This window comes from Candidatus Litorirhabdus singularis (genome assembly GCF_026262625.1).
Classification (GTDB): Bacteria; Pseudomonadota; Gammaproteobacteria; order Pseudomonadales; family Halieaceae; genus Litorirhabdus; species Litorirhabdus singularis.
In genome coordinates, this window is sequence record NZ_SHNN01000001.1 from 814443 (window position 1) to 838719 (window position 24277).

Annotated in this window: 19 protein-coding genes; 13 read left to right on the plus strand and 6 right to left on the minus strand. The window is 50.5% G+C overall.

Annotated features, from left to right (window positions below; translation table 11 throughout):
* Position 1 precedes the first annotated feature (1 nt).
* Both EYC98_RS03670 and EYC98_RS03675 read right to left on the minus strand, forming a co-directional pair.
* Positions 2-2863, minus strand: coding sequence for a hypothetical protein (locus tag EYC98_RS03670; protein WP_279243947.1), 2862 nt, complete (start codon positions 2861-2863; stop codon positions 2-4).
* Positions 2850-5645: a TonB-dependent receptor domain-containing protein gene (locus tag EYC98_RS03675; protein WP_279243948.1), complete on the minus strand. Its 2796-nt coding sequence runs from the start codon at positions 5643-5645 to the stop codon at positions 2850-2852. The genes EYC98_RS03670 and EYC98_RS03675 overlap by 14 nt, the downstream gene beginning before the upstream one ends.
* 482 nt (positions 5646-6127) lie before the next feature.
* On the opposite strand from EYC98_RS03675, the gene EYC98_RS03680 reads away from it, so the two are divergent.
* On the plus strand, positions 6128-6865 hold the full coding sequence (locus EYC98_RS03680; RefSeq protein ID WP_279243949.1) for a PEP-CTERM sorting domain-containing protein: 738 nt from the start codon (positions 6128-6130) through the stop codon (positions 6863-6865).
* Between the two features lie 65 nt (positions 6866-6930).
* Here EYC98_RS03680 and gyrB read toward each other — a convergent pair whose 3' ends face one another.
* The 4 genes from gyrB to dnaA form a co-directional block, all read right to left on the minus strand.
* Complete coding sequence (gyrB, locus tag EYC98_RS03685; protein WP_279243950.1) at positions 6931-9342, minus strand: DNA topoisomerase (ATP-hydrolyzing) subunit B; 2412 nt, start codon at positions 9340-9342, stop codon at positions 6931-6933.
* Positions 9343-9361: 19 nt separating this feature from the next.
* On the minus strand, positions 9362-10480 hold the full coding sequence (recF, locus tag EYC98_RS03690; RefSeq protein ID WP_279243951.1) for a DNA replication/repair protein RecF: 1119 nt from the start codon (positions 10478-10480) through the stop codon (positions 9362-9364).
* Between the two features lie 43 nt (positions 10481-10523).
* Positions 10524-11627 (minus strand): DNA polymerase III subunit beta, encoded by a 1104-nt coding sequence (gene dnaN / locus EYC98_RS03695; protein WP_279243952.1) that lies wholly within the window; start codon positions 11625-11627, stop codon positions 10524-10526.
* Between the two features lie 63 nt (positions 11628-11690).
* Entirely contained in the window at positions 11691-13148 is a 1458-nt protein-coding gene (gene dnaA, locus EYC98_RS03700; RefSeq protein ID WP_420887167.1) for a chromosomal replication initiator protein DnaA, read from the minus strand.
* 676 nt (positions 13149-13824) lie between these two features.
* Between dnaA and rpmH the strand changes: the two genes are divergently transcribed.
* The 12 genes from rpmH to atpE all read left to right on the plus strand — a co-directional run bounded on the left by rpmH (position 13825) and on the right by atpE (position 24232).
* Positions 13825-13959: a 50S ribosomal protein L34 gene (rpmH, locus tag EYC98_RS03705; RefSeq protein ID WP_279243954.1), complete on the plus strand. Its 135-nt coding sequence runs from the start codon at positions 13825-13827 to the stop codon at positions 13957-13959.
* A 35-nt stretch (positions 13960-13994) separates the two neighbouring features.
* The gene (gene rnpA, locus EYC98_RS03710; RefSeq protein ID WP_279243955.1) at positions 13995-14363 is read left to right on the plus strand and encodes a ribonuclease P protein component; all 369 of its coding nucleotides are present in this window, start codon (positions 13995-13997) and stop codon (positions 14361-14363) included.
* Entirely contained in the window at positions 14360-14590 is a 231-nt protein-coding gene (yidD, locus tag EYC98_RS03715; protein ID WP_279243956.1) for a membrane protein insertion efficiency factor YidD, read from the plus strand. Before rnpA ends, yidD begins: the two co-directional genes overlap by 4 nt.
* 8 nt (positions 14591-14598) lie before the next feature.
* Entirely contained in the window at positions 14599-16323 is a 1725-nt protein-coding gene (gene yidC / locus EYC98_RS03720) for a membrane protein insertase YidC (protein ID WP_279243957.1), read from the plus strand.
* Positions 16324-16344: 21 nt separating this feature from the next.
* Positions 16345-17757 carry a tRNA uridine-5-carboxymethylaminomethyl(34) synthesis GTPase MnmE gene (mnmE, locus tag EYC98_RS03725; RefSeq protein WP_279243958.1) on the plus strand — a complete coding sequence of 471 codons (1413 nt, stop codon included), beginning with the start codon at positions 16345-16347 and terminating at the stop codon, positions 17755-17757.
* A 436-nt stretch (positions 17758-18193) separates the two neighbouring features.
* The gene (gene mnmG / locus EYC98_RS03730) at positions 18194-20077 is read left to right on the plus strand and encodes a tRNA uridine-5-carboxymethylaminomethyl(34) synthesis enzyme MnmG (RefSeq protein ID WP_279243959.1); all 1884 of its coding nucleotides are present in this window, start codon (positions 18194-18196) and stop codon (positions 20075-20077) included.
* A complete protein-coding gene (gene rsmG, locus EYC98_RS03735) occupies positions 20070-20756 on the plus strand; it encodes a 16S rRNA (guanine(527)-N(7))-methyltransferase RsmG (RefSeq protein ID WP_279243960.1) in 687 nt (228 codons plus the stop codon). Before mnmG ends, rsmG begins: the two co-directional genes overlap by 8 nt.
* Positions 20749-21549, plus strand: a complete 801-nt coding sequence (locus EYC98_RS03740; protein ID WP_279243961.1) for a ParA family protein — start codon at positions 20749-20751, stop codon at positions 21547-21549. The genes rsmG and EYC98_RS03740 overlap by 8 nt, the downstream gene beginning before the upstream one ends.
* Positions 21549-22433, plus strand: coding sequence for a ParB/RepB/Spo0J family partition protein (locus tag EYC98_RS03745; RefSeq protein WP_279243962.1), 885 nt, complete (start codon positions 21549-21551; stop codon positions 22431-22433). The genes EYC98_RS03740 and EYC98_RS03745 overlap by 1 nt, the downstream gene beginning before the upstream one ends.
* A 240-nt stretch (positions 22434-22673) precedes the next feature.
* Positions 22674-23042 carry an ATP synthase subunit I gene (locus tag EYC98_RS21720; protein ID WP_420887160.1) on the plus strand — a complete coding sequence of 123 codons (369 nt, stop codon included), beginning with the start codon at positions 22674-22676 and terminating at the stop codon, positions 23040-23042.
* Positions 23043-23077: 35 nt separating this feature from the next.
* A complete protein-coding gene (atpB, locus tag EYC98_RS03750; RefSeq protein WP_279243963.1) occupies positions 23078-23965 on the plus strand; it encodes a F0F1 ATP synthase subunit A in 888 nt (295 codons plus the stop codon).
* Positions 23966-24004: 39 nt separating this feature from the next.
* Complete coding sequence (gene atpE / locus EYC98_RS03755; protein WP_009575319.1) at positions 24005-24232, plus strand: F0F1 ATP synthase subunit C; 228 nt, start codon at positions 24005-24007, stop codon at positions 24230-24232.
* The last annotated feature ends 45 nt before the right edge of the window (positions 24233-24277 follow it).

Below are 24277 nucleotides of genomic sequence, written 5' to 3' on the forward strand. Positions count from 1 at the left end.
CTCAGTCCAAAGAGCCCGGAATAATCCATCCCGACCACCACGCTGCCGCGGCGCTGGTACCCGGTTCTACCGCACCGACAAAATCTGTATCGTCGAAACTAAAGCCTGAGCCATTATTGACCGCAGTAATGCCCGGTGCAGCAACGACGGCTTCGGAATCAGTAAGCGCGTAAGCGGCATCAAGGCTGACGCCAGTATTGGTGGCTACGCCGGCGTTCAACTCCAGGTCAGCAACACGTTTGTTATAGAAGCCATCGCTACAGTCTCCCAACACATTCACCAAACCCACTGACGAATCCACAACCGTCGAACCATCACCATTTATATCAGCGTCATCAATTCGCACACAACCGACATCGAAATCCTTAACGGCAGTGTTGTATACCGTGGTCGTCAGCGCGCCGCGCAATCGCATACCCGGCTGCGCCCCGGCATCAGATGCTGTGTTGTTATTCACCGCACTACCCAACACCAGCACATTCGCCAGCACCGCTTCGGTCTCTGGAACAAACTCATCATCAGAAGAGTTGGCTTCAATGCCGCGAGGATCATTCGAACCAGTAGGTGCCAGCTTGTCAGGATTTTTACGAATAATGGCGTACTGTACATTGCCCTGGTAGCCCTCGTCGTAATCAATATCGTCATCGTCATTATTAGTCAGTACCGCGTAACGCACATTGACGGTGCCGCCAAACCATTCGATGCCATCATCCAGATTACCGTGCACCTGTATATATTCGATCACTGTGCCATGGCCGACGCCTTGCAGAGTCAGGCCATTGATCTCATTGTTGGGACCAGCCACCAGACCGCCTTCTGCGATACGCACATAGCGCAACATGCCACTGTTGTCGGCGGGATCGTTACCGCCGTAATTGCCGACCACGGTGCCACCTTCACCCGCCACGTTACAGACTGTGCCGGAACCGAAGCATGCCCCAGTTCCACCCTGGCCATATTGCGGAGCAAAGCCCTGAATAATCACCCCGCCCCATTCACCTTCACCGTCGTAATCATCGTCGAGGCTGGAAAAGGTGATAGGACTTGCGGGTGAACCCAGGGCCATTAGTTTGGAGCCACGGGTAACCAGCAACGAACCGTCATCGAATGCTTTCACATCAAGACCGGGACGAACCGTGAGTGTCACACCCTGATCACGTACCAGCTGTACATCACCATCATCGACGACGGTGCGGTTACCCGTACCCACCAATACCTCTCCTGACAGACGCCACTCAACGCCACTCACCAGGGTGTAATCTTCATCTATGGTTCCCGAAATCGTACAGACGCTATTGTCAGCATCACAACTTACAAAGTCCGCTGTCGCCACTGCTTCAGAATCGGCAACCGTTCCCGGCAGCGTCCAACCCTCCCACCAACCGGTAGCAGCGGCGGGATCTACCGCCCCAACGTAGGCGGTCTGATCAAACACAAAACCAGAACCGTTGTTCACTGCCACTATAGTAGGAGCGAATGTAAGTAAGCCCTTACTTTCATTTATAGCTAGTGTATTAGAGTAGGTCAGTGTTAGAAGATCGACATTCTCTTCAGAATCGGCGTTTCGCTTATTGTAGATACCGTCGCGGCAATCGTTGAGAACATTCACCAGTGACACAGTAGACGTGATAACAAGCGTGCCATCTCCGTTGACATCCGCATCATCAATTCGATGACACCCGGCGTCAAATTCGGCGACAGACGTGTTGAACAAACTCACCGTGACCGCACCACGCAGTCGGGTGCCCGGTTGCGCGCCTGCACTTGAACCTGGGTCGTTGTTGAGCTTACTGCCGATAATTGTAACGTTGGCGATTACCGCTTCAGTTTCAGGCACGTATTCGTCGTCGGAGGAATTGGCCTCTATAGCGCGCGGGTCATTGGAGCCGGTCGGGGTATCCTTGTCCTGTGCTTTGCGCACAATCGCGTATTGAATATTGCCCTGATAACCCTCGTCGAAGTCGATATCGTCATCATCGTTACCGGTCAATACCAGGTATCTGGCATCCACCGTGCCACCAAACCACTCAACGCCATCGTCCAGATTGTTATGGACCTGAATATATTCCAACACGGTGCCATGACCGACACCCTGCAAAGTCACACCATTAATTTCGTTATTGGGGCCGGCTACCAACCCGCCCTCGGCCACTCTCACGTAGCGTAAAACACCACTGTTATCAGCCTCGTCATTACCGCCGTAAACCGAAATTTCGGTACCGCCCTCACCCTCTACATTGCAGACCGTACCGTTGCCAAAACACGCACCAGTACCACCGGCACCATACTGCGGAGCGAAGCCCTGAATAATCAGTCCACCCCATTCACCTAAGCCATCGTAGTTATCATCGAGACTACTAAAGGTAATCGGAGCAGATGCGGTTCCGTCAGCCACCAACATCGAACCGCGTGTCACCAGCAATGAGCCAGTGTCAAAAGCGCGAACGTCAGTACCCGCCTCAACCGTTAACGTAACGCCAGCATCACGCAATGCTTGAACGTCTGCATCTGAAGCGACACTCTGATTCCCGCTGCCGACCTGAACAGTGCCATCGAGACGCCACTGCACAGCGGCAAGCAACGTAAAATCCTCGTCGATCTGGCCGGTTAGTGTACCGACAGAACAATCGGCGTTGAAGCTGACGAAGTCTGCTTCCACCACGGCATTACAATCACCGTCGCCGTTTCCATCACCGCCACCATCGCCTCCACCACCTTCGGGCGGCGGTACGATAATTGTTACAGTGTCGCCCTCATCACCGCTGCAGCCTACTAACGTGGTAACAGCGAAAAGGAATGCAAGTAGTAGCCCTTTATGAAACATGATTTTTACCTTGCCTGTTAATAAACTAAAAGAATTCATAGGTGAGTCCAATTTCAAACACAGTGCCCGTCTGAAAACGTTCGATTTGCGTTCCGTTCTGGCTGAAAGCAACGTCCTCGTTGAACAGATTTTTGACTGTGGCATCGACGGAAATGGCCTCTCCAATCAACTTGGAATAGATCAGATCTACCAACATTCTTGCCGATTCGAATTCGGGTCCAGTCTGAGCGCCGCGGGCAATACGAAAGATGCGATCGTCGAAGTAATTCACCAGCAGCGTCAACTTCTGTTCCGTGGGGTAGTGATCGAACCCCAGCTGAAAATTGGCCAGCCATTCAGACTGACCCTGCAGGGCTCTGCCATTGGCAGTTTCGCCTTCAAGCCGCAATGAGTCTTGGGAAAGCTCAACTTCAGAGTCTATGTAGGAAACGTTGCCACCCACCCAAAACACATAGTTGTCGCGGTCGAGAACATTTTTGTTGATGTCCACCTCTACTCCAAACAGGTCCGCAGACTCCTGGTTGCGAAAGGTAATCCCGCGAGCCGCCGAACCCGATGCATCGGGGATTGCCTGCTCTACCGGTTGATCAATCTTCTTAGCGAACACCGCTACTGAGACACTCTCGGTATCTGAGAAGTAGTACTCCAGACGAGCATCAAGATTCTCAATAGTGGAGACCCGCAGATCAGGGTTACCAAAGATTGGGTCATCGGTTTCCGGATCAAAAGACAAGGATTCAGAGCGCTCGATAATCCCCGGATAGGACACCGTCTCGCTCCAGCCAATACGAGCCTGCCACTCATCTGCTGGACGCCAGGTCAGGCTGGCCGCCGGGTACCAGTCATTGAATTCGAGTGCGTTGGAGGCCTCAGCTTCATTGGGGTATTCGAGCTCCTGGGAGAAGTCTTCATAACGGGCACCCAGTCCGAAGCTCCACTGATCGCCAAGCTCGGTATTGGTGTTGATGTAGTAGGCCTGTATTTCTTCTACCGAGTTATAGGAGTCGGTATTGGTGGTATTGGCCGCTAACCGAAAACGGTCCAAAACAAAGTTCTGGTAAGTCAGTACGTCGTTTTCCAGATCCTGGTCAATTCCCAGAGAGATGTCCCTCACATCACCCTGACGGATACCGAAGCGGTACAGACTGACCTCACGATCTTTATCGGACCACAACAGACCGGCTTTTATCTCAGTTACATTGTAATTCCCCCACTGCAGCGGCAGTGTGTAATCAACCGCTACATCAATACTGTCTTCAGTTAACTCTGACCAGCGGCGCTCGAACGCAGAGGTCGACAGATTGCCATTGAAATAGCTGTATTGACGACGATCTGGTTCATCACGGTCAGTCTGGGAATAAGCCATGCGCCAGTCCATTACGTGAGTCGCGGAATCAGTTTCAAATTCATTGGTGCCGGTAACCGCTTGCGAGAAGAACTGGCGCTCTACGTATTGCAGAATCGCTCGGTCGATTACAGTTTCTTCCCGTCCGTCCACACCCTCCTCAAACCGAGTGGTGTGATCTGTAGAACGCAGAAGGCTGGTTTTACTCAAGATCTCATTCGCTGCGCCATACTCGTAGCCCACAACTGCATAGCCATTAACAGCGACGTTTACCTCGGCACGCCGATACTGACCCGTGGTGTCCAACGGGTTAGTCAACTCCGCTACACCCCGATCTGAAGTTTTACGGTCATAGTCCAGTGCCAGGTAGTAGCCCCATTCGTTATCTCCCGCAGCCAGGCGATCGCCAAAGGCCCAGCCAAGACCAAAATCCGGATTCGCGGTTTTTTCCTCAATGTTGTAATCATTCTGGAAGTTGACCGCCAACTGAGCGGCGCCTAATTGCGAGGTACAGCGCACTGGATCGATAGCAGGGTCGCACACCGTCAGGGAAGTGCCGCCGTTGGTTGCTGCCAGTACTCCGCTGGGAAGGTCGCGCAGACCGTTGTCAAAGCCCAACAGTTCGGTTTCACTATGGCGATGACTGAGTACATCATCACCGGTGAAATCAACGTTAACACCCACGTCCCCCGACAGCTTATGCACACGACTATCGGGTAGCCCTTTGGTCACAATTTTGATGGATCCACCGGTGGTCGTGGCCAGTTGATCGGGAGAGTATGACTTTTGAATTTCGATACCGCCCAGAATATTGATGGGAAACAGATCCAGCTGCACATCACGCCGCTGGGGATCGGTGCTCGGCATCAGCAGGCCATTCAGACTAGATGATATATAGCGGCCGTCGAGTCCGCGGACAGTGGCGTATTTGTTATCGGTCACCGCAACACCCACAACCCGGTTCAATGCAGCAGCTACATCGCTGTCACCAAAGCGTTCCAGCTGCGCTACATCGATAGCGTTGGTAATGGTGGTGGCATAACGCTCTACTCCGGCAGCATCATCCGTAGGTTTGAACACGCCTAATACAAACACTTCCTCTATTTGAGTAGACGGCAAGGTGATAGCTTCTGCGGCGGACTGCGCAGCAGAAGGAATGATGCTGATTGCTGGCGCATTCCCGGTCGAACCGGTAAAGGTGACAGTGATCTCGAGATCTTCATCGGTGCCGGAACTGAACTCCAGTGGATAGCTAAGGTCATCATCAGTCAGCATAATAGTGTGTCTGCCAGCCGTGATAGCTGCACTAGCGCTGCCGCCGGAATCTGTCAGGCCCAGTGTCTTCTTATCAAGACTGACGGCTATTCCCCGCAAAGGCGTATCATCCAGAAATACTGTCAGAAACACGTTGGCCGCCACTACCTGTTGCGTAACAAGCGATAACAACAGGCCAACGTAAACTGCAATGCTCTTCATGTAACTTATGCCTTGTGCCAATTATTGAGTCGTTGTGTGCTTGGTTGCGTTTGTGCAACTAAGCCACCTGAGCCAGATTCTCTGACTCGTCTCTTAAAAAGGCATGCTAGACCGGCAAAATGACAGTACTGTTATTGGCAGGTGTCACTTGTGTGACAATCTCACTTAACAAGGCAAGAGCGTTCACAAACTCAAATGCCCTGCGTGAGATGAAAACAGCCACCAAACGAATGAGTCTTTATAGAGCGCTAACGGTCAACGCAAGAATTCGATTGGACTAAAAGGGATAGAGACCTTCGAAACTGAATATGGGGCCTAATGTGTCAAAGAATTTTACACTTCCCAAGATTTAGTCCTGAGTGGTTCTAATGATAGATCGTAACCCTCTGAAATATATAGGTTAATTATAAAGGGCATGATTTGTGCATTAAGAGCATTGATATTGAGAAAATAATTTTCACTTTCGATTACCCGGAGTCACTATGAAATTAATGCGCATTGCCACATCTATAAGTTTGATGGCAACGTTTTCTCTAACCTCCGCTCCTTTGATTGCGGGTCCCATTATGGTCGGCGATGCTATTAAGCTCGATTTTTCGTCGGCAGGTGACGGAGACGGCGGGTCACTGCTCGACTGGAACCAAACTGATAATGGTGTTTCGAACATCGATGCAGGTACCGTCAAACGCCACGGCGACGGTGCCATAATTGATGGAGTGTCCATCAGTTTCGCAGGGGCAGGCAAAGGGGGTGGCTATAACAATGATTCAGCATCAAACGGATGGAACGGACAGGCAGCAGACCCCTATCTTATTGGTGCAGCAAACGACATCTTCTTCGGTCCAGGCGCGCTAACCACGACATTCAATGGGCTGAATCCATCACTGACTTATAGCGTCCGTGTCTATTCCTTAATCGGAGACAATCAGTCCTTTGAAGACATATTCTCCGTTACATTGGCAGGAGCGTTGGAGCAATCGCTAACAAATTCCAGAGCCGATAGGTGGGGCTCAGCAACATTGGAGGCTGGCGGAACTGTATTCAGCGAGGTCCGGCTCAACGGCTTAAATGCAATTGACGTCACAGTAGCAGGATCCACTAGTACTTATTATCCCTTGAACGCTATCGTTGTTGAGGCGGTAGTACCTACGCCGACTATACTCGCCCTTTTTGGCATAGGCCTTGCTGGTCTGGGATGGTCCCGACGCAAAAACGCCTAAATAGATAGTGGCCCAGTAATTGAAAAGCCCGCCATTTGGCGGGCTTTTTTATGTCTACGCTGGTGCTAGATATCCAGGTTAGCCACCGACAAGGCGTTCTCTTCTATAAATTCCCGCCGCGGCTCTACATGATCACCCATTAACGTGGTAAATATCTGGTCAGCGGCAATAGCATCATCAATCGTAACTTTCAGCATACGACGCGACTCCGGATCCATAGTGGTTTCCCACAACTGATCAGGGTTCATTTCACCCAGGCCTTTATAGCGCTGAATGTAATAGCCACGCGCCGCCTCAGCCATCAGCCACTTCAGGGCCTCCGGGAACGATTGGGTTTCCAGAACTTTCTCGCCGCGTTTGATATAGCCTTCAGCTTCTATGAGATTGAAGAGCTTATCGCCAATTTCGCGGATACTGCGGTATTCCGACGAGCCGAAGAATTCGTGTTGATACTCCGTCTCATAATCGACACCGTGCGAAATCAACTTAACCACCGGGTAATACAGATTACGCTCGGCATCGCGACGAACGACAACATCGTAGGCCTTGCCTTTACTCGCTACGCCAGCCAGCAACTGCTTAAGGTCCTCTGCCCAGCTAGTCACAAGAGCTTCATCCTCTAAATGAGCTACGGTCAGAGTCGGCTGCTCAACCATCTGCCATAACACCTCAGCCGAATAGAGCCGAGCCAGACGATCAATAGTCGCGGTAACTTTGCGATACTCGGTAACCAAAGCCTCCAAGGCCTCTCCGCTTATAGGCGGAGCGTCAGGGTTCACGTATAACGCGGCATTCTCTAATGCGCCTTGTGTGAGGTGTCGATCCAGTGCGTCATCATCCTTCAAATACTGATGACTCTTGCCCCGGGCCACCTTATACAGCGGCGGCTGAGCGATAAAAATATGTCCTCGCTCCAACAATTCGCGCATTTGGCGGAAAAAGAAGGTCAACAACAGTGTTCTAATGTGAGAGCCGTCAACATCTGCGTCGGTCATTATGATAATGCTGTGGTATCTCAGCTTATCGGCGTTAAACTCTTCCTTGCCAATACCGCAGCCTAGCGCCGTCACAATGGTACCGACCTCAGCTGATTGCAGCATTTTATCAAAGCGCGCCTTCTCCACATTAAGAATCTTACCCTTAAGCGGCAGAATCGCCTGATACTTACGATTACGGCCCTGCTTGGCTGAACCGCCCGCAGAATCACCCTCTACCAGATAGATCTCAGACAGTGCCGGGTCCTTCTCCTGACAATCCGCCAACTTGCCTGGCAGACCGGCTATATCCAGTGCGCCCTTACGCCGTGTCATTTCTCGCGCTTTTCGCGCCGCTTCCCGTGCCCGGGCAGCGTCCAGCATTTTACCCACTATAGCCTTGGCTTCCTGTGGATTTTCCATCAGGTAATCACCAAAGCTGCGGTTCATTGATTGTTCAACCGCGGTCTTCACCTCAGATGACACCAGCTTGTCCTTGGTCTGTGAAGAAAACTTGGGATCCGGCACTTTGACTGAGATGATTGCCGTCAAACCTTCGCGAGCATCATCACCCGTTGTGGCCACTTTGGCGTTCTTAGTAAAGCCTTCTCGTTCTATATAAGCATTCAGGTTACGCGTCAAAGCTGCCCTAAACCCGGCCAAGTGTGTACCGCCATCGCGCTGCGGAATATTATTGGTATAGCAAAGAATATTTTCCTGGTAAGAATCATTCCACTGCAATGCCACCTCTACACCCATATCGTCCTGCGTCTCCTGAAAATAGAAAGGCTGGCTAACCGCAGACTTATTGAGATTGAGATAATCCACAAAAGCACGCAGACCACCCTCATAGAAAAACTCTTCGGATTTACCCGAGCGCTCATCTTTAAGCAGTATGGAAACCCCAGAGTTCAGGAAAGCCAGCTCACGCAAACGCTTGGCCAGATAATCGAAGTGAAACTCAATACTGGTAAATGTCTCCGCAGAAGGCTTAAAGCGGACCTCTGTGCCCGAAGCCTCAGTGTCTCCAATAACAGCCAAAGGCGCATCTGGTACGCCATGCCGATATATCTGTTCGTACATTTTACCCTGTCGCCGAATGGTCAATGTGAGTTCTTCGGAAAGCGCATTCACCACTGATACCCCTACACCGTGCAATCCGCCGGAGACTTTGTAGGAGTTGTCGTCAAATTTTCCGCCCGCATGAAGTACCGTCATGATCACTTCCGCCGCTGAGACACCCTCTTCATGCACTTCTGTAGGAATTCCTCGACCATCATCTGATACTGAAACAGATTCATTCGGATGGATAATCACGGTTACCCGTTCACAATGCCCGGCCAACGCCTCATCGATGGAGTTATCAACGAGTTCAAACACCATATGGTGAAGACCAGTACCATCATCGGTATCGCCGATATACATACCGGGGCGCTTGCGAACTGCATCCAGGCCCTTCAGTACCTTAATACTGGACGAATCGTAAATTTGCTCTTCACTCATAGTGATTTATCACTCCGAACTAACTATTAATTTTGTATTCTTGTTCTTGTCTCGTAACCTGCCCTTGTTCCACGTGGAACATCGAGCCCCCAACATCAAGACCCGGCCAACTGGCCAGCAACTCTGCAGGATCTACACAGGTGATAAACACCTGAGCGTTCAATCCACTAAGCACCTCGCAAACAAGCCGACAATGCTCAGCATCCAACTCTGAGGGCAAATCATCTACCAGATAGATGCATGACGTACCCTTCTGGCTCGAGAGAATCTGGCCCTGAGCCAACTTCAAGGCACAGACGACTAACTTTTGTTGGCCCCGAGACAGCATGCTGCCAGCATCATGACCATCACAAACTACACGGATATCCGCCCGTTGAGGGCCTATATGCGTATACCCTTGTTCAATATCCGACGCCAGACTGCTCTCCAGAGCAGCTTGTAGAGTCAACTTCTTGTCCCAACCCCGTCTGTACCTGAGCTCCATAAGGGGTAGCTCCGGCGCCAAACGCTTCAGTAAGCCTGAGAACACTGCTATAAGCTCCGCAAAGTAAGCCTGCCGCCATTCGTCAATCTTCTCGCCCGATTGAACCAACTGCTGCGACCAAGGCTCTAGCTCGCCAGCGCTGATTTTACCATGACGAAGCAAGCTATTGCGCTGTTTTATGCACCTCTGAAACAAAGACCAGGCTTTCTGGTAGCGATGTTCCACGTGGAACACGCCCCAATCCAGAAAGCGCCGGCGTTCTATCGGGCCACCGGTTAGCAACTCGAAGCTCTGCGCATGAAGAATCTGCATCGGCTGCTGCTCAGCGAGCGCAGACACGGTAGTGATCGCGTCACCGTTAACCTTAATCTTCACCGAACCAGTGCGATCGCGGGTGATACCTACCGCAGCATGTCGCCCATTCTTTCCCGCTAGTTCGCCGAAGACCGAGCAGCCCTGCATGCCGTGCTGAATAACCGGCTTAATCTGACTGCTTCGAAAGGAACGGGCCATGCCCAGCAGGTATACGCTTTCCAGAATACTGGTCTTACCACCACCATTCTCACCAAAAAAGACATTCGTTACGCCCAGGTTACGGACGCTGACCTGCTTTAGGTTACGCACCGCTGTAATATCGAGGCGCTTAAGGGCCATTGGTTCTCATGAGAATTTACACTGACCGAGATGAATGATGGGCTTATAGCCGCATTGGCATGACCACATAGAGTGAGTCGCCGTCCTTCGATTCCTCTAGTAGCGCACTGCTGTTACTGTCAGATAGTGACAACTTAATCTGGTCTTCATTGAGCACGCCAAGAACATCCAGCAGATAGCTGACATTAAAGCCTATCTCAAGGCTATCACCCGCATAGTCAACGGAGACAACCTCTTCGGCTTCTTCCTGTTCGGGGTTGTTCGCCAATATCTGCAGGTTCTGATCGGATAGCTGTAACCGAACACCACGATACTTCTCATTAGACAGAATCGCTGTACGGGCAAAGGCCTGGCGCAGATCTAGTCTGGAACCTATCACTATCTTGCTGGGAGCTCGTGGCAACACACGATCGTATTCAGGAAACTTGCCGTCAACCAGCTTTGAGGTAAAGGTAAAGTCGTTTGTAGTGGCGCGCAGGTGGTTGTTACCAATCACCACCGCTACGTCAGCATCTTCATCCTGCAACAGCCGGGCCAGCTCCAAAACACCCTTACGCGGCAGAATGACTTGAGTCTCGGTGTCTACATTAAGCGGCTTTATCAAGGTGCACATAGCCAACCGGTGTCCGTCCGTTGCAACCACACGCAGCTGCTCTGCGGTTAATTCCCAGAGCATGCCATTGAGGTAATATCTAACATCCTGTTGTGCCATAGCAAACGCGGTACGATCAATAAGACGCTTGAGCTCGCCCTGCTTAATCTCAAATTTTTGCGTTCCAATACTGTCTTCCACCCGCGGAAACTCACTGGCGGCCAGTGTTGCCAGCGTAAAACGGCTACGACCTGAGCGGACAATAAGCTTGCCGTCGTCCAGCTTGCATTCGATATCACAGCCTTCCGGTAAGGATTTACAAATATCGACAAATTTGCGCGCCGGGACAGTAATCTCGCCAGACTCACCAGCGGTTGTCAATTGCACACGACCGACCAACTCCACCTCAAGATCAGTACCCGTTAGCGACAGTCGGTCACCGTCAAGTACCAATAATACATTGGCCAGAATCGGTAATGTTTGGCGGCGCTCGACCACACCGGCCACGAGGTTCAAAGGCTTTAACAATGCATCTCTTGCTACTACAAACTTCATCTTCTAGTTTCCAATATCAGGTTATCTGGTTAACTTTTTCACTGCCGCTCAACGTCAACAGTGTCAGGTCGTCAGGGACCGCAAAAAGTTCTTATAGTCTTCACGTATATCTGAATCAGTTTCCCGCAATTCCTTAATCTTTCTGCACGCGTGCAAAACGGTAGTGTGATCACGACCACCAAAACTGTCGCCTATTTCTGGCAAGCTGTGGTTGGTCAACTCCTTTGACAACGCCATAGCTACCTGCCGGGGGCGGGCCACAGAACGGCTGCGGCGCTTGGACATCAGGTCAGCAACCTTAATCTTATAATACTCCGCTACGGTACGCTGAATATTATCCATACTGACCTGTTTATCTTGTAGCGCCAATAGGTCTTTAAGGCTCTCCTTAATCAATGCAACGTCTATAGGTTTCGCCATGAAGTGAGCGCTCGCTATCACCCTCTTCAGCGCACCCTCTAGCTCTCGTACATTAGAGCGAATACGCTGAGCAATAAAAAAGGCCGCGTCATGAGGTAAATCGATACGCGCCTGAGCCGCCTTCTTCATCAAAATGGCTACCCGGGTTTCTAGCTCCGGTGGTTCTACTGCAACCGTCAGACCCCAGCCGAAACGCGACTTGAGGCGCTCTTCCAGTCCGTTAATTTCCTTGGGGTAACGATCACAGGTCAATATCATCTGCTGGCCGCCCTCAAGCAGAGCATTAAAGGTGTGGAAAAACTCTTCCTGAGAACGCTCCTTGCCAGCAAAAAACTGTATGTCATCAATCAACAATGCGTCTACGGAACGGTAATACCGCTTAAAGTCACTAATAGCATTGAGCTGCAGTGCTTTGACCATATCAGCGACAAAGCGCTCCGAATGCAAGTAAACAACTTTCGCCTGCGGATTGTCTTGCAGCAGAGCATTACCTACTGCGTGCATCAAGTGGGTTTTACCCAACCCTACACCACCGTATAAGAACAGTGGATTATATGAACCTCCGGGGTTCTCGGCTACCTGGCCTGCCGCCGCTAATGCCAATTGATTAGACTTACCTTCGACAAAGTTATCGAAGGTGTAGTTCTCAACCAGATAGTTCTGATGCTGAATAGCCCCCTCTACTTCTACTTTACGATGCCCGCCAACCGTTGGCCGAGTATGCATGCCGCGATTTATCATTGCGCCGGAAACCGGTTGGCTAACCACACGCTCGCCGCCATTTTGCCGTGGAGGGCTATCACTACGTGGTGCCAGGCTATGTCCGTTGCGCGGTGTAAAGGCAGCAATTGGCTGCGGTGCTTCATTAAGTGGCTTGCGCGCCTGCACACTACCTATGTCGAGCACCACGTCATAGCCTGTCATCGGATCCAGCTCTCGAACAAGTTCACTGATGCGCTCCAGGAACTTGTCGTTTACCCACTCCTTGACGAAACGGTTGGGTGCCAGCAGATGCAGCTCGTCGCCGTCGGTGGCTGCCTGCAGCGGCCTGATCCAGGTATTAAACTGCTGAGACGGCAGTTCTTCCTGCAAACAATCCATACATTGTTGCCAAACCGGTTCAGACACGTGTATCTCCGTCGGATACCAAAGACAACTCAGATCGCATTACAACCGTCATGACCGGTATAAATTTTAGGTAAGAAATTGGTGTCACTATTTAATTGTTATCTATCAGGCACTCACATTACCCACTATCTATACAGCAGGTAGAGAACACACCAAATGATATAACCCCTGTTTATTATTCTTTCGATTATGTATGGCTTTCGCTTTAGTGGATGCAAAACACGGTACCAACCCAGTTTTTCCACAGATAAATCTGCAATCCAGCTATCACGTGCTCCCCCGGCTCTGAGAATGCAAGTTATCCACAATTAGATAAGAAAGCAAATAAATATTATTATTGTTGTTTTTCAATTACTTATAATCGTGTTTGGCAAGCATACAGGAGTTATATCACACTATTTTGAGCCTACAAAAGGTTGTGGATAAACTGTTAATATGTATTGGAAAAAGTGTGCATTGATAGCAGCAGCCCAGTGTATTCAATGGCTGCCGCCAGATTCGCTGTCGCCACACATCAGGGTGTTTGAGCCACTCGAGCCGATACTAAATGAGTCTAATTAAGCGATTGTATTTGAGGCTCTGTTTCTCTAAAATGAGCGCCCTTTTTGCGTGCCATCGGCCTGCTCTATTTACCTCAGGATTAACTGTCATGAAAAGAACATTTCAACCCAGCGTTTTAAAGCGCAAGCGTACCCACGGATTTCGTTCACGTATGGCAACCAAGAGCGGACGCCACCTGATCAACCGTCGTCGTGCCAAAGGCCGCAAACGCCTTTCTGCCTAATTCCCGATATCCTGGCATCTTCCGGTTCCGGACTAATGGGTGCCAATCGCTTTAGCAGGGAGCTGCGGCTGCTAACTGCCGCTGACTATAAACAGGTCTTTGATCAGTCCCAGCGTAAGGCTTCACATCGTCACTTATTGTTGCTGGCGACCGCCAATGAACTGGATCACTACCGGCTTGGGTTGGTGATAGCTAAAAAAAACGTGAAGCTCGCTGTCCAGCGCAATCGCATTAAGCGATTAGCGAGGGAATTCTTCCGCCATCAGGCCAGATTGACCGGACCTGAAGGCCAACCGCACTTTGATGTTGTATTGTTGACCCGCAGAGGAATAGATGTGTTGGATAATGAAGAAGTATCCACTATATTGCGACAGCAATGGCAGAAGCTAACGGCCACAACATGATACGCAGATTTTTTATTGTTCTGATCAAGGTCTATCGTTTTCTGATAAGCCCTCTACTGGGAGACAGCTGTCGTTTCTATCCCAGCTGTTCCCACTATGCCGAAGAAGCTATCGCCGAGTATGGCGTGCTCAAAGGCAGCTATCTGGCTATACGACGTCTATCAAAATGCCACCCATTACACGAAGGTGGGCTTGACCCTGTGCCACCACCGACATCTGGACAGTAATTATATCTATGGATATTCAGCGTTTATTACTCATCGGCGTCATGGCCACCTTGTCTTTTATGCTGTTGACCGAGTGGGTTAATTTCAAGGCAGAACAGGCACCACCGCCAGCGATAGCGAGCCAGACGCTCAATACCAGCTCACAGCAATCTGTTATGTCAAATGGGAACGCTGCGATGGAAATTCCATCCGCAACCAGTGCACCACAGGTACCCAGCGACGAGCTACCCAGTGTTGTCGCCCTTGAACAAACCACCGAGACTGCCCCCAGCGGCTTTACCGCTTCCGCAAACGACATCATCAGCATCAACACCGATGTATTACAGCTACAAATTGATCTGAGCGGCGGCGACATTATCTATAGCGGACTTACCGAATATCACGCCCGCATCGACACACCTGAAATACCCTTTGTTATGTTGCAACGAGACGAACAGCGTTTGTATGTAGCCCAGAGCGGGCTGGTCGGTGCCAATGGTATTGACGGTCAAACCCGCGCTCGCTTCGTCGCAGCACAACAAAACTATAATCTGGCACTGGACCAGGACAGCTTACAAGTCGATCTTATTTACGCAGAGAACGACGCTGTAACCGTTACCAAGCGCTTCACTCTGTACCGCGGTGAGTATCTGGTTGATATCGAATATCTGATATCCAATAACAGCTCAGCACGCTGGGAAGCCAACCTGTTCGGTCAAATCAAGCGTGACAGCAGTGACGACCCGTCTGCAGACAATTCCAGCGGCATGGGTATGATGCCTTTTCTGGGTACCGCTCTGACTCAACCGGATGAACGCTTCACAAAATTTGATTTTGAAGACATGGCTGAGAGCCCCTTTAAGAAACAGTTGCCCGGCGGCTGGATAGCCATGATCCAGCATTATTTTCTTACTGCATGGATTCCTGACCCCAACCTGACTCACACCTATAGCACCCGTGTTACTCGTAGCGGCTTTAATATTGGTGGCTTTACCAGCCCCGCGTTGGTAATCGACCCGGGCGAGACCGGTGTTGCCAAAGCCAGTTTTTATGTAGGACCTAAAGATCAGTACAAGCTTGCAGAAATCTCTGAATATTTGGACCTCAGCGTCGACTATGGCTGGTTATGGTGGATTGCACAGCCTTTGTTCTGGTTGCTCACCAAGATTCACGGACTGGTAGGCAACTGGGGTGTAGCCATCATATTGCTAACGGTGCTAATCAAGGCAGCATTCTTCCAGCTGTCCGCAACCAGTTATCGCTCGATGGCAAACATGCGTCGCGTTCAACCCAAGATGGTCGAAATCAAAGAACGCTATGGCGAGGACAAACAAAAACAGTCCCAGGCTATGATGGAGCTGTACAAGAAAGAAAAGATAAATCCACTAGGTGGTTGTTTACCCATTTTAGTTCAGATGCCGGTGTTTATTGCCCTGTACTGGACCTTGATGGAAAGTGTAGAGCTGCGTCAGGCACCCTTTTATCTGTGGATTAACGACCTCTCAGTAATGGACCCCTATTTTATATTACCGCTCATCATGGGCGTGAGTATGTGGTTTCAGCAAAAACTTAACCCGCCGCCGCCTGACCCCATGCAGGCCAAAGTTATGCAGTGGATGCCCGTCATTTTCACTTTCTTCTTCCTGTGGTTCCCAGCCGGGCTGGTCCTGTACTGGGTAGCTAACAACCTGCTCTCCATTACCCAGCAATACATTATTACCAAGCAGATAGAAAAAGGCGCCGCAAAGGCCTGATCAAGGAGTGCACTGAAGACTATGTCAGCAGACACTTCAGCCAGCGCTTCTATTGAAGGCACCTCTATTGAAGGCGATAGCATAGCCGCTATCGCCACTGCGCCTGGGCGCGGCGGCATTGGTATTGTTAGAGTGTCGGGCCCCGCTGTTAACTCCATCGCCAACGCCATCTGTCGCGCTGAACTGACACCGCGCATGGCTCACTACGGTGCTTTCTACCTGCCCGACGAACAAGAACCTCTAGACCAGGGCATTGCCTTATACTTTCCAGGGCCTAACTCGTTTACCGGTGAAGACGTGCTGGAATTACAGGGTCACGGAGGTCCTGTTGTTCTCGATTTGTTACTACAAGCTTGTTGCAGTGCCGGCGCCCGACCTGCCAGACCCGGAGAGTTCTCTGAGCGCGCTTTCCTTAACAACAAAATAGACCTGACCCAGGCTGAGGCTATTGCTGATCTAATTAATAGCACTACGGTGGCCGCTGCGCGCAGCGCCAATCGATCGTTGCAAGGTGCCTTCTCCACTGAGATTGATCAGCTGGTACGTTTAGTCACCGGGCTAAGAATCTACGTAGAAGCGGCTATAGATTTCCCTGAAGAGGAAATAGACTTTATCAGCGATGGTAATGTCATTAGCCAACTTGACGACATTATCGAACAGCATCGGCAAGTGCTCGCTAGCGCATCCCAGGGAAGCTTGCTTCAAAACGGTATGAAGCTGGTAATAGCTGGTAAACCCAACGCTGGAAAGTCCAGCTTGCTTAACCAGCTTAGCGGACAGGACAGCGCCATTGTGACACCCATTGAGGGGACTACACGCGACGTTCTGCGCGAACAAATTCAGATTGATGGCATGCCTTTGCATATTGTTGACACTGCGGGATTACGCGACGACGCGGAAACTGTTGAACAAGAAGGCATCCGCCGCGCCTGGCAAGAGATGGAAACAGCAGATCATATTCTACTCATCGTAGACAGTGCTGATCCGACACCCGGAGATAGGTTATTACTAGAACTGCAGGCGAAGCTAGGATCCAAATTGGAACAACTCCCACCATTGACCATCATTCGCAACAAATGTGATCTCAGTGCAGTCACCCCACAGCTCGATAACACTCAGCCAAACCCGGTCATCCATCTAAGTGCCAAGACCGGTGCCGGTATCGATATACTTAAGCAGTATCTGAAGGATAGCGCTGGTTATCACTCTTCAGAGAGCAGTCAGTTCAGTGCTCGACGTCGCCACCTGACTGCTATGCAAGCCGCACTCGACAGTCTGAACCAGGGTCGAGCTCAACTATTGAGCCAGGGCGCTGGCGAATTGCTCGCTGAAGACCTCCGGCTCTGTCAAAACCACCTCAGCACTATCACCGGTAGCTTCAGCAGCGATGATTTACTGGGTGAGATATTCTCCAGCTTTTGCATCGGCAAATAGTTTCAGCACCTTATACACAGGAACTGAACAACTGCTACACAACTGATAAACACATGAGTCCAAAAGACACCCAAGCTGTGCACAACACCTTGATGCACCAGGGTACAAGTCAGTGGATATCAGATAAGCAAAAACGGCCGCGTGAAAAAGGCTGATTTATCCCCAATGGATACACACCTTATCAGCGCTTGATACCGCCCTTTTACGTATGCTTATACTTCCCATAAACCACTGATTTATATAACTAAAAAAGGGTTATCAACAGAAAATGGCTGCCCCTATAATAACAGCTATAATTATCTATATACTTACCTACATACATATATATATTAACTAATATAAATAATAACCAAGAACACCATTGAACAAATTTTGATCAGGAACCGTTCAACCTATATAATGCCCGCCCTTTTTTAGCCCCCACGAGTCACAGCTTATGGATTACCAGATGCGTTACGACGTAATTGTGATTGGCGGTGGTCACGCTGGCACTGAAGCCTGCATGGCAGCTGCACGTATGGGCTGTAAAACTCTACTGTTGACGCACAGTATTGATACCTTGGGGGCAATGTCCTGCAACCCCGCGATTGGCGGTATCGGTAAGAGCCACCTGGTTAAAGAAATTGATGCCTTGGGCGGTGTCATGGCTAAAGCGACCGACCGCGCTGGTATTCAGTTTCGTATCCTGAATTCGCGCAAGGGTCCGGCCGTGCGCGCAACTCGAGCACAGGCTGATCGCGTACTCTATAAAAATGCGGTACGCAGCCTGCTTGAAGCAGAACCCAATCTGCATATATTTCAGCAGGGCGTCGATGATTTGATAGTCAATGGCGAACGCGTTGAAGGTGTCGTCACTCAAATGGGATTGCGGTTTTTAGCACCAACGGTGGTTTTGACTACAGGCACCTTTCTGGGCGGTAAGATTCATATCGGTCTGGATAACCACGCGGGAGGCCGCGCCGGGGATCCGCCTTCAATCGCTTTGGCCGATCGTCTACGTGAAATGCCGTTCAGGGTCGAACGCCTTAAAACGGGGACTCCCCCCCGCATTGATGCCCGCAGTGTTAACTATGATATTTTGCAAGAACAGTGGGGCGATACGCCGCTACCCGTTATGTCATTTTTGGGCGATGTTAGCGAGCATCCGGAACAGCGTTGCTGTTGGATTACCCACACTAACGAGCGAACTCACGATATTGTCCGTCAGGGGCTCGATCGCTCTCCCATGTATACCGGGGTTATCGAAGGTACGGGACCGCGTTATTGTCCTGCGGTGGAAGACAAGATTCACCGTTTTGCTGACAAGACCTCACATCAGGTATTTATTGAACCTGAGGGCCTAACCACCAACGAGCTATACCCCAATGGCATATCCACCAGCCTGCCTTTCGATATCCAGTTTCAGATGGTCCGCTCCATCGTCGGCTTTGAAGCCGCGCATATCACTAGACCCGGTTACGCCATTGAATATGACTTCTTTGACCCCAGAGATCTGCGTTACTCACTTGAAACCAAAGCCGTGTCTGGTTTGTTCTTCGCCGGACAAATTAACGGTACCACTGGGTACGAGGAGGCTGGAGCACAGGGTTTGTTAGCCGGGCTAAATGCAGCGTTGCAGGTGCAGGAGCGTGAAGCCTGGTGTCCACGCCGCGACGAAGCCTACATTGGGGTACTGGTCGACGACTTGATCACTATGGGCACTATGGAGCCCTACCGAATGTTTACCTCCCGCGCGGAATATCGTCTGTTATTGAGAGAAGATAACGCTGACCTGCGTTTGACACCCTTCGGCCGTGAACTTGGACTGGTTGACGATGAACGCTGGGAGCGCTTCAGTCGCAAAAAAGAAAGCATAGCGCTGGAAACCCAACGTTTGACTTCAACCTGGGTACAGCCTGGTTCAGCGCAGGCGCTGCAACTGGAAACCAACCATGACTTATCTCTGAAGCGTGAATACAGCTTGGCAGATTTGTTAAAGCGACCAGAATTACGTTATACCGATCTGGTTATGCCAGACGATCCGGCGCTTGACTCGCAGGTGACAGAACAAGTCCAGATTCAAGCCAAGTATGCGGGTTACATTGATCGTCAAAAACATGAAGTAGATCGTTTGCGACGTTCTGAAAACACCAGTTTACCGCCAGAGCTTGATTACAATGAGATTGAAGGCTTGTCTAACGAGATCAAACTTAAGTTGTCTGAGGGGCGTCCTGAAACTCTCGGTCGTGCATCAAGAATACCAGGCGTAACGCCGGCGGCGGTTTCTCTGCTACTGATTTACCTGAAGAAACGCGGTGCACTGGAACGATTGAGTGCCTGATACTCTGGCGCATGATAGTCCGGCAGCTGGAAAACTGCTGCGGCAGGGTTTGCAAGCCCTGGAAATTGAGGACAGCGACGGTGATCTAGCTACCAAACTGGAACAGTACCTCGAGTTGTTGTTGCGCTGGAACAAGGCCTACAATCTGACAGCTGTGCGCGACGCTGAGGCGATGGTAAGCAGGCATTTTCTCGATAGCCTGGCTTGTGCTCCTTACCTGCGTCCGAACATGCAGCGTGTGTTGGATGTAGGTACTGGGGCAGGATTACCGGGTATTCCGCTGGCGTTATTATTCCCTCAGCGAGAGTTTCATCTGTTGGACAGTAATGGTAAAAAAGCACGATTTTTGTTTCAGGTGAAAACCGAACTCAGCTTGGATAATATATCGGTTCATAATCAACGTGCGGAATCTTTTGTTCCTTCACAGCGTTATGATGCTGTGATATCTCGTGCTTTTGCCTCACTGCAAGATATGGTTGAGTGTTGTCAGCACCTCTGCCTCGATAACGGTTGTTATCTAGCCATGAAAGGTCAATATCCGCAGTCAGAGCTTGCCGCTGTGGCAGATAAGTGCACACTGGTGGCAGCGCACGCTCTGGATGTACCTGGTTTAAACGAACAACGTCATCTTATCGAACTGAGTCCACATAACGACTCGAATGGGGAATACATTGGCTAAAAAGCTGGCTATCGCCAATCAGAAAGGTGGCGTAGGCAAGACCACTACCACTGTCAATCTGGCGGCTTCGCTGGCGGCTACCCGTAAAAAAGTATTGTTAGTTGACCTCGATCCGCAGGGCAATGCGACTATGGGCAGCGGTGTTGATAAATACGACCTGGAACATTCTGTTTACGATATTTTGGTACAGGGCATGTCGGTTGCTCAAGTACGTCAGCGCTCAGAGACCGGAGGGTATGATGTGCTGCCTGCCAATGGTGACGTTACTGCCGCAGAAGTAGAGCTGCTGGCCCTGGAGCACCGCGAGAGACGCTTACTCGAGGCTTTGCTGGTGGCTGAAGATGACTACGATTGGGTACTGATTGATTGTCCACCATCGTTGAATATGCTGACGTTAAATGGCCTGGTGGCCGCCGACAGTGTGCTGATACCTATGCAATGTGAATATTATGCGCTGGAAGGTCTGACCGCGCTGATTGATACCATTGAACAGGTCGCATCCAGTGTTAATCCCGGTTTATTTATCGAAGGTTTGTTGCGGACCATGTACGATCCGAGGAATAGCTTGACGCGTGATGTGTCAGAGCAATTGCGCAGTCATTTTGGCGATCGCGTTTATCGCACGGTAATACCACGCAATGTCAGGCTAGCAGAAGCACCGAGTTTTGGTATGCCGGTGATAGCCTATGACGCTAAATCTCGAGGTGCCCAGGCTTATCTGGCACTGGCCGGGGAAATATTACGCAGAGGAGAGGAAGTCGTAGATCAAGCTGTTGCGACTGGACAAAGCTGATGGCAGGTAAAAAACGTGGATTAGGTAAGGGCCTGGACGCCCTCTTGGGTGGTGGTGGCGCTGATGCATTGTCAGCTACACCCGAAAAAGACAGTGGTGAAAACAACCACAACATGAAAGATATACCGGTGGATTTAATCCAGCGGGGCAAGTATCAACCACGACGCGATATGGACCCGGCTGCGTTGGAAGAACTGGCCGCCTCTATTCGCACACAAGGGGTTATGCAGCCGATAGTAGTGCGGCCTATTGCCGGTGATCGCTATGAAATCATAGCGGGAGAGCGCCGCTGGCGGGCTACCCAATTAGCCGGGCTGGATACTATTCCCGCTGTAGTGCGTGAAGTCCCTGACGAAGCTGCGGTAGTGCTTGCACTGATTGAGAATATTCAACGCGAAGATCTTAACCCGGTTGAGGAGGCTGCTGCGCTGATGCGACTGCAGCAGGAATTTGAGCTGACTCAGCAACAAGTGGCGGATGCAGTCGGCAAAAGTCGTAGTACCGTGACCAACCTGATGCGACTCATGTCGCTGCGCGATGATGTGCGTGTGATGTTAGAGCACGGTGATCTTGAAACGGGTCATGGCAAAGCATTGTTGGGTTTACCTACAGAACAGCAATCAGCTGCCGCAGCTCAGGTGGTCAGCAAGGGTTTATCGGTACGTCAGACTGAAGACATGGTGCGTCGTCTACAAATGGAGACGGGTAAGCCCACCAAGGCGACAGCGCCGTTAGACCCCAATATCACGTCCCTACAGAATGAATTGTCACAGAAACTCGGTGCCAAAGTGCAAATTCAACATACATCCAAGGGCAAAGGTAAGCTGGTACTCAGCTACAATTCTTTAGCTGAGTTGGACGGTATTCTCAAACACATTAAGTAGATTATTTTGGCGTGTACCACAGTATGTAGTGGCCGATTTTCAGGCATCCACTAAATAAGCGATTGTCTCTAAACCTCGTTTCTAAACTGCCGCCAATTGTCCTGAACGTGACGCCAAAATCTGCGCAAATACCGCTATAACAATCTACTTTGAGGTTGAATAGGATCGCCTTAACCCCTATAATTCCGCGCGCCTGAATCGAGGCGCAGCGGGTCTGGAATTACATTCAGAGAGCATGGCTTGAATTTACCCAGACCACCTGTATATCGAATCACCGTAGGTCAGTGTCTTCTCCTGGCGCTGTCATGGTGGTTTGTGCGTTTAGCGGGTTACCCGGTTGTAGCTGATTCAGTGTTTTATGGCGGGTTAATAGCAGTATTACCGCAGGCTTGGTTTGCGTGGCGTGTTTTTCAGTATCGGGGTGCTCGCTCTGCTACTCACATAGCCAGGGCCAGTTACTCTGGTGAAGTTGCCAAGTTTGTACTAACCGTGAGCGGGTTTGCAGCAGTTTTTGCATTGGTCAGGCCGATATCAGGCGGAGCAGTGTTTGCCGGTTACGGTGAGATGTTAGTGATTCAAATAGTGGGATCGTGGTGGCTACTGAAATAGCCGATCCTTGTTGACGGGACTGAGAGTTAGGTTACATGGCAGCTGAAGGTCAGACAGTATCCGAATATATTATTCACCACCTTACGAACCTCACGTACGGGAAGTTGCCGGCTGGGTTTGAACGTATTGGTAGTGATGGACACTCCGAAGTACTAACTGCGGATACATGGACGTTTGCACACGGTGGTGCTGAAGCCGCAGCAATGGGCTTCATGGCCATTCACGTAGACAGCATGATCTGGTCGATTGGCCTGGGTCTGGTGTTTTGCTTCTTGTTCCGCCGTGTTGCGGTTAAAGCCAGCAGCGGCGTTCCTTCCGGGTTTGTGAATATCGCCGAAATGGTCGTCGAGTTTGTCGACAGCAATGTCAAAGATACCTTCCACGGTCGTAACCCTTTAATTGCGCCCCTTGCCCTGACAATCTTTGTCTGGGTATTTCTGATGAACCTCATGGATCTTATACCGGTTGACCTGATTCCCTGGTTACTGATGCTAGCAGGCGTTGAATATCAGAAAATTGTGCCTTCTACCGACGTCAATATCACCATGGGTATGGCAGTTGGCGTGTTCGTGTTGATGATCTACTACTCCATCAAGATCAAAGGCATGGGTTTCGTTAAAGAATTAACCATGAATCCATTCAACCACCCTCTTTTCATCCCCGTAAACTTGTTTATGGAAGTTGTTGGCCTGCTGGCTAAGCCATTTTCACTGGGCCTGCGGTTGTTCGGCAACATGTATGCCGGAGAGATGATATTTATCCTGATTGCCGCCTTGTACGGTGCGGGTGTGATGTGGATGTTGCCAGCGGGTTTACTGCAACTAGGCTGGTCAATATTCCATATTTTGGTAATTACGTTACAAGCTTTCATATTCATGGTGCTGACTGTGGTTTACCTCAGCATGGCTCATGAAGATCATTAACAACCACTTAAACTTTGTTGTATTAACTAGGAGACAACCATGGAATTAATATACGTTGCTGCCGCAATCATGATGGGCCTCGGTGGCCTGGGTGCTGCTATTGGTGTGGGCATTCTCGGCGGTAAATTGCTGGAAGGTTCTGCTCGTCAGCCAGAGCTGGCACCTAAACTGCAGGTGACCTTCTTCCTGGGCGCTGGACTGGTAGACGCGATCCCCATTATTGGTGTTGGTATTGCGATGTACCTGATCTTCGTTGTTGCTGGATAAGCAACCGAACAATCCCTGTGCCACCTTGTCGGTGGCACGACTATG

What these genes read in the sequence shown, in the direction of transcription:
- EYC98_RS03670 (WP_279243947.1), bottom strand. Translation starts at nt 2,863, where the DNA reads ATGAATTCTTTTAGTTTATTAACAGGCAAGGTAAAAATCATGTTTCAT.
- EYC98_RS03675 (WP_279243948.1), bottom strand. Translation starts at nt 5,645, where the DNA reads ATGAAGAGCATTGCAGTTTACGTTGGCCTGTTGTTATCGCTTGTTACG.
- EYC98_RS03680 (WP_279243949.1), top strand. Translation starts at nt 6,128, where the DNA reads ATGAAATTAATGCGCATTGCCACATCTATAAGTTTGATGGCAACGTTT.
- gyrB (WP_279243950.1), bottom strand. Translation starts at nt 9,342, where the DNA reads ATGAGTGAAGAGCAAATTTACGATTCGTCCAGTATTAAGGTACTGAAG.
- recF (WP_279243951.1), bottom strand. Translation starts at nt 10,480, where the DNA reads ATGGCCCTTAAGCGCCTCGATATTACAGCGGTGCGTAACCTAAAGCAG.
- dnaN (WP_279243952.1), bottom strand. Translation starts at nt 11,627, where the DNA reads ATGAAGTTTGTAGTAGCAAGAGATGCATTGTTAAAGCCTTTGAACCTC.
- dnaA (WP_420887167.1), bottom strand. Translation starts at nt 13,148, where the DNA reads ATGGATTGTTTGCAGGAAGAACTGCCGTCTCAGCAGTTTAATACCTGG.
- rpmH (WP_279243954.1), top strand. Translation starts at nt 13,825, where the DNA reads ATGAAAAGAACATTTCAACCCAGCGTTTTAAAGCGCAAGCGTACCCAC.
- rnpA (WP_279243955.1), top strand. Translation starts at nt 13,995, where the DNA reads ATGGGTGCCAATCGCTTTAGCAGGGAGCTGCGGCTGCTAACTGCCGCT.
- yidD (WP_279243956.1), top strand. Translation starts at nt 14,360, where the DNA reads ATGATACGCAGATTTTTTATTGTTCTGATCAAGGTCTATCGTTTTCTG.
- yidC (WP_279243957.1), top strand. Translation starts at nt 14,599, where the DNA reads ATGGATATTCAGCGTTTATTACTCATCGGCGTCATGGCCACCTTGTCT.
- mnmE (WP_279243958.1), top strand. Translation starts at nt 16,345, where the DNA reads ATGTCAGCAGACACTTCAGCCAGCGCTTCTATTGAAGGCACCTCTATT.
- mnmG (WP_279243959.1), top strand. Translation starts at nt 18,194, where the DNA reads ATGGATTACCAGATGCGTTACGACGTAATTGTGATTGGCGGTGGTCAC.
- EYC98_RS03745 (WP_279243962.1), top strand. Translation starts at nt 21,549, where the DNA reads ATGGCAGGTAAAAAACGTGGATTAGGTAAGGGCCTGGACGCCCTCTTG.
- atpB (WP_279243963.1), top strand. Translation starts at nt 23,078, where the DNA reads ATGGCAGCTGAAGGTCAGACAGTATCCGAATATATTATTCACCACCTT.
- atpE (WP_009575319.1), top strand. Translation starts at nt 24,005, where the DNA reads ATGGAATTAATATACGTTGCTGCCGCAATCATGATGGGCCTCGGTGGC.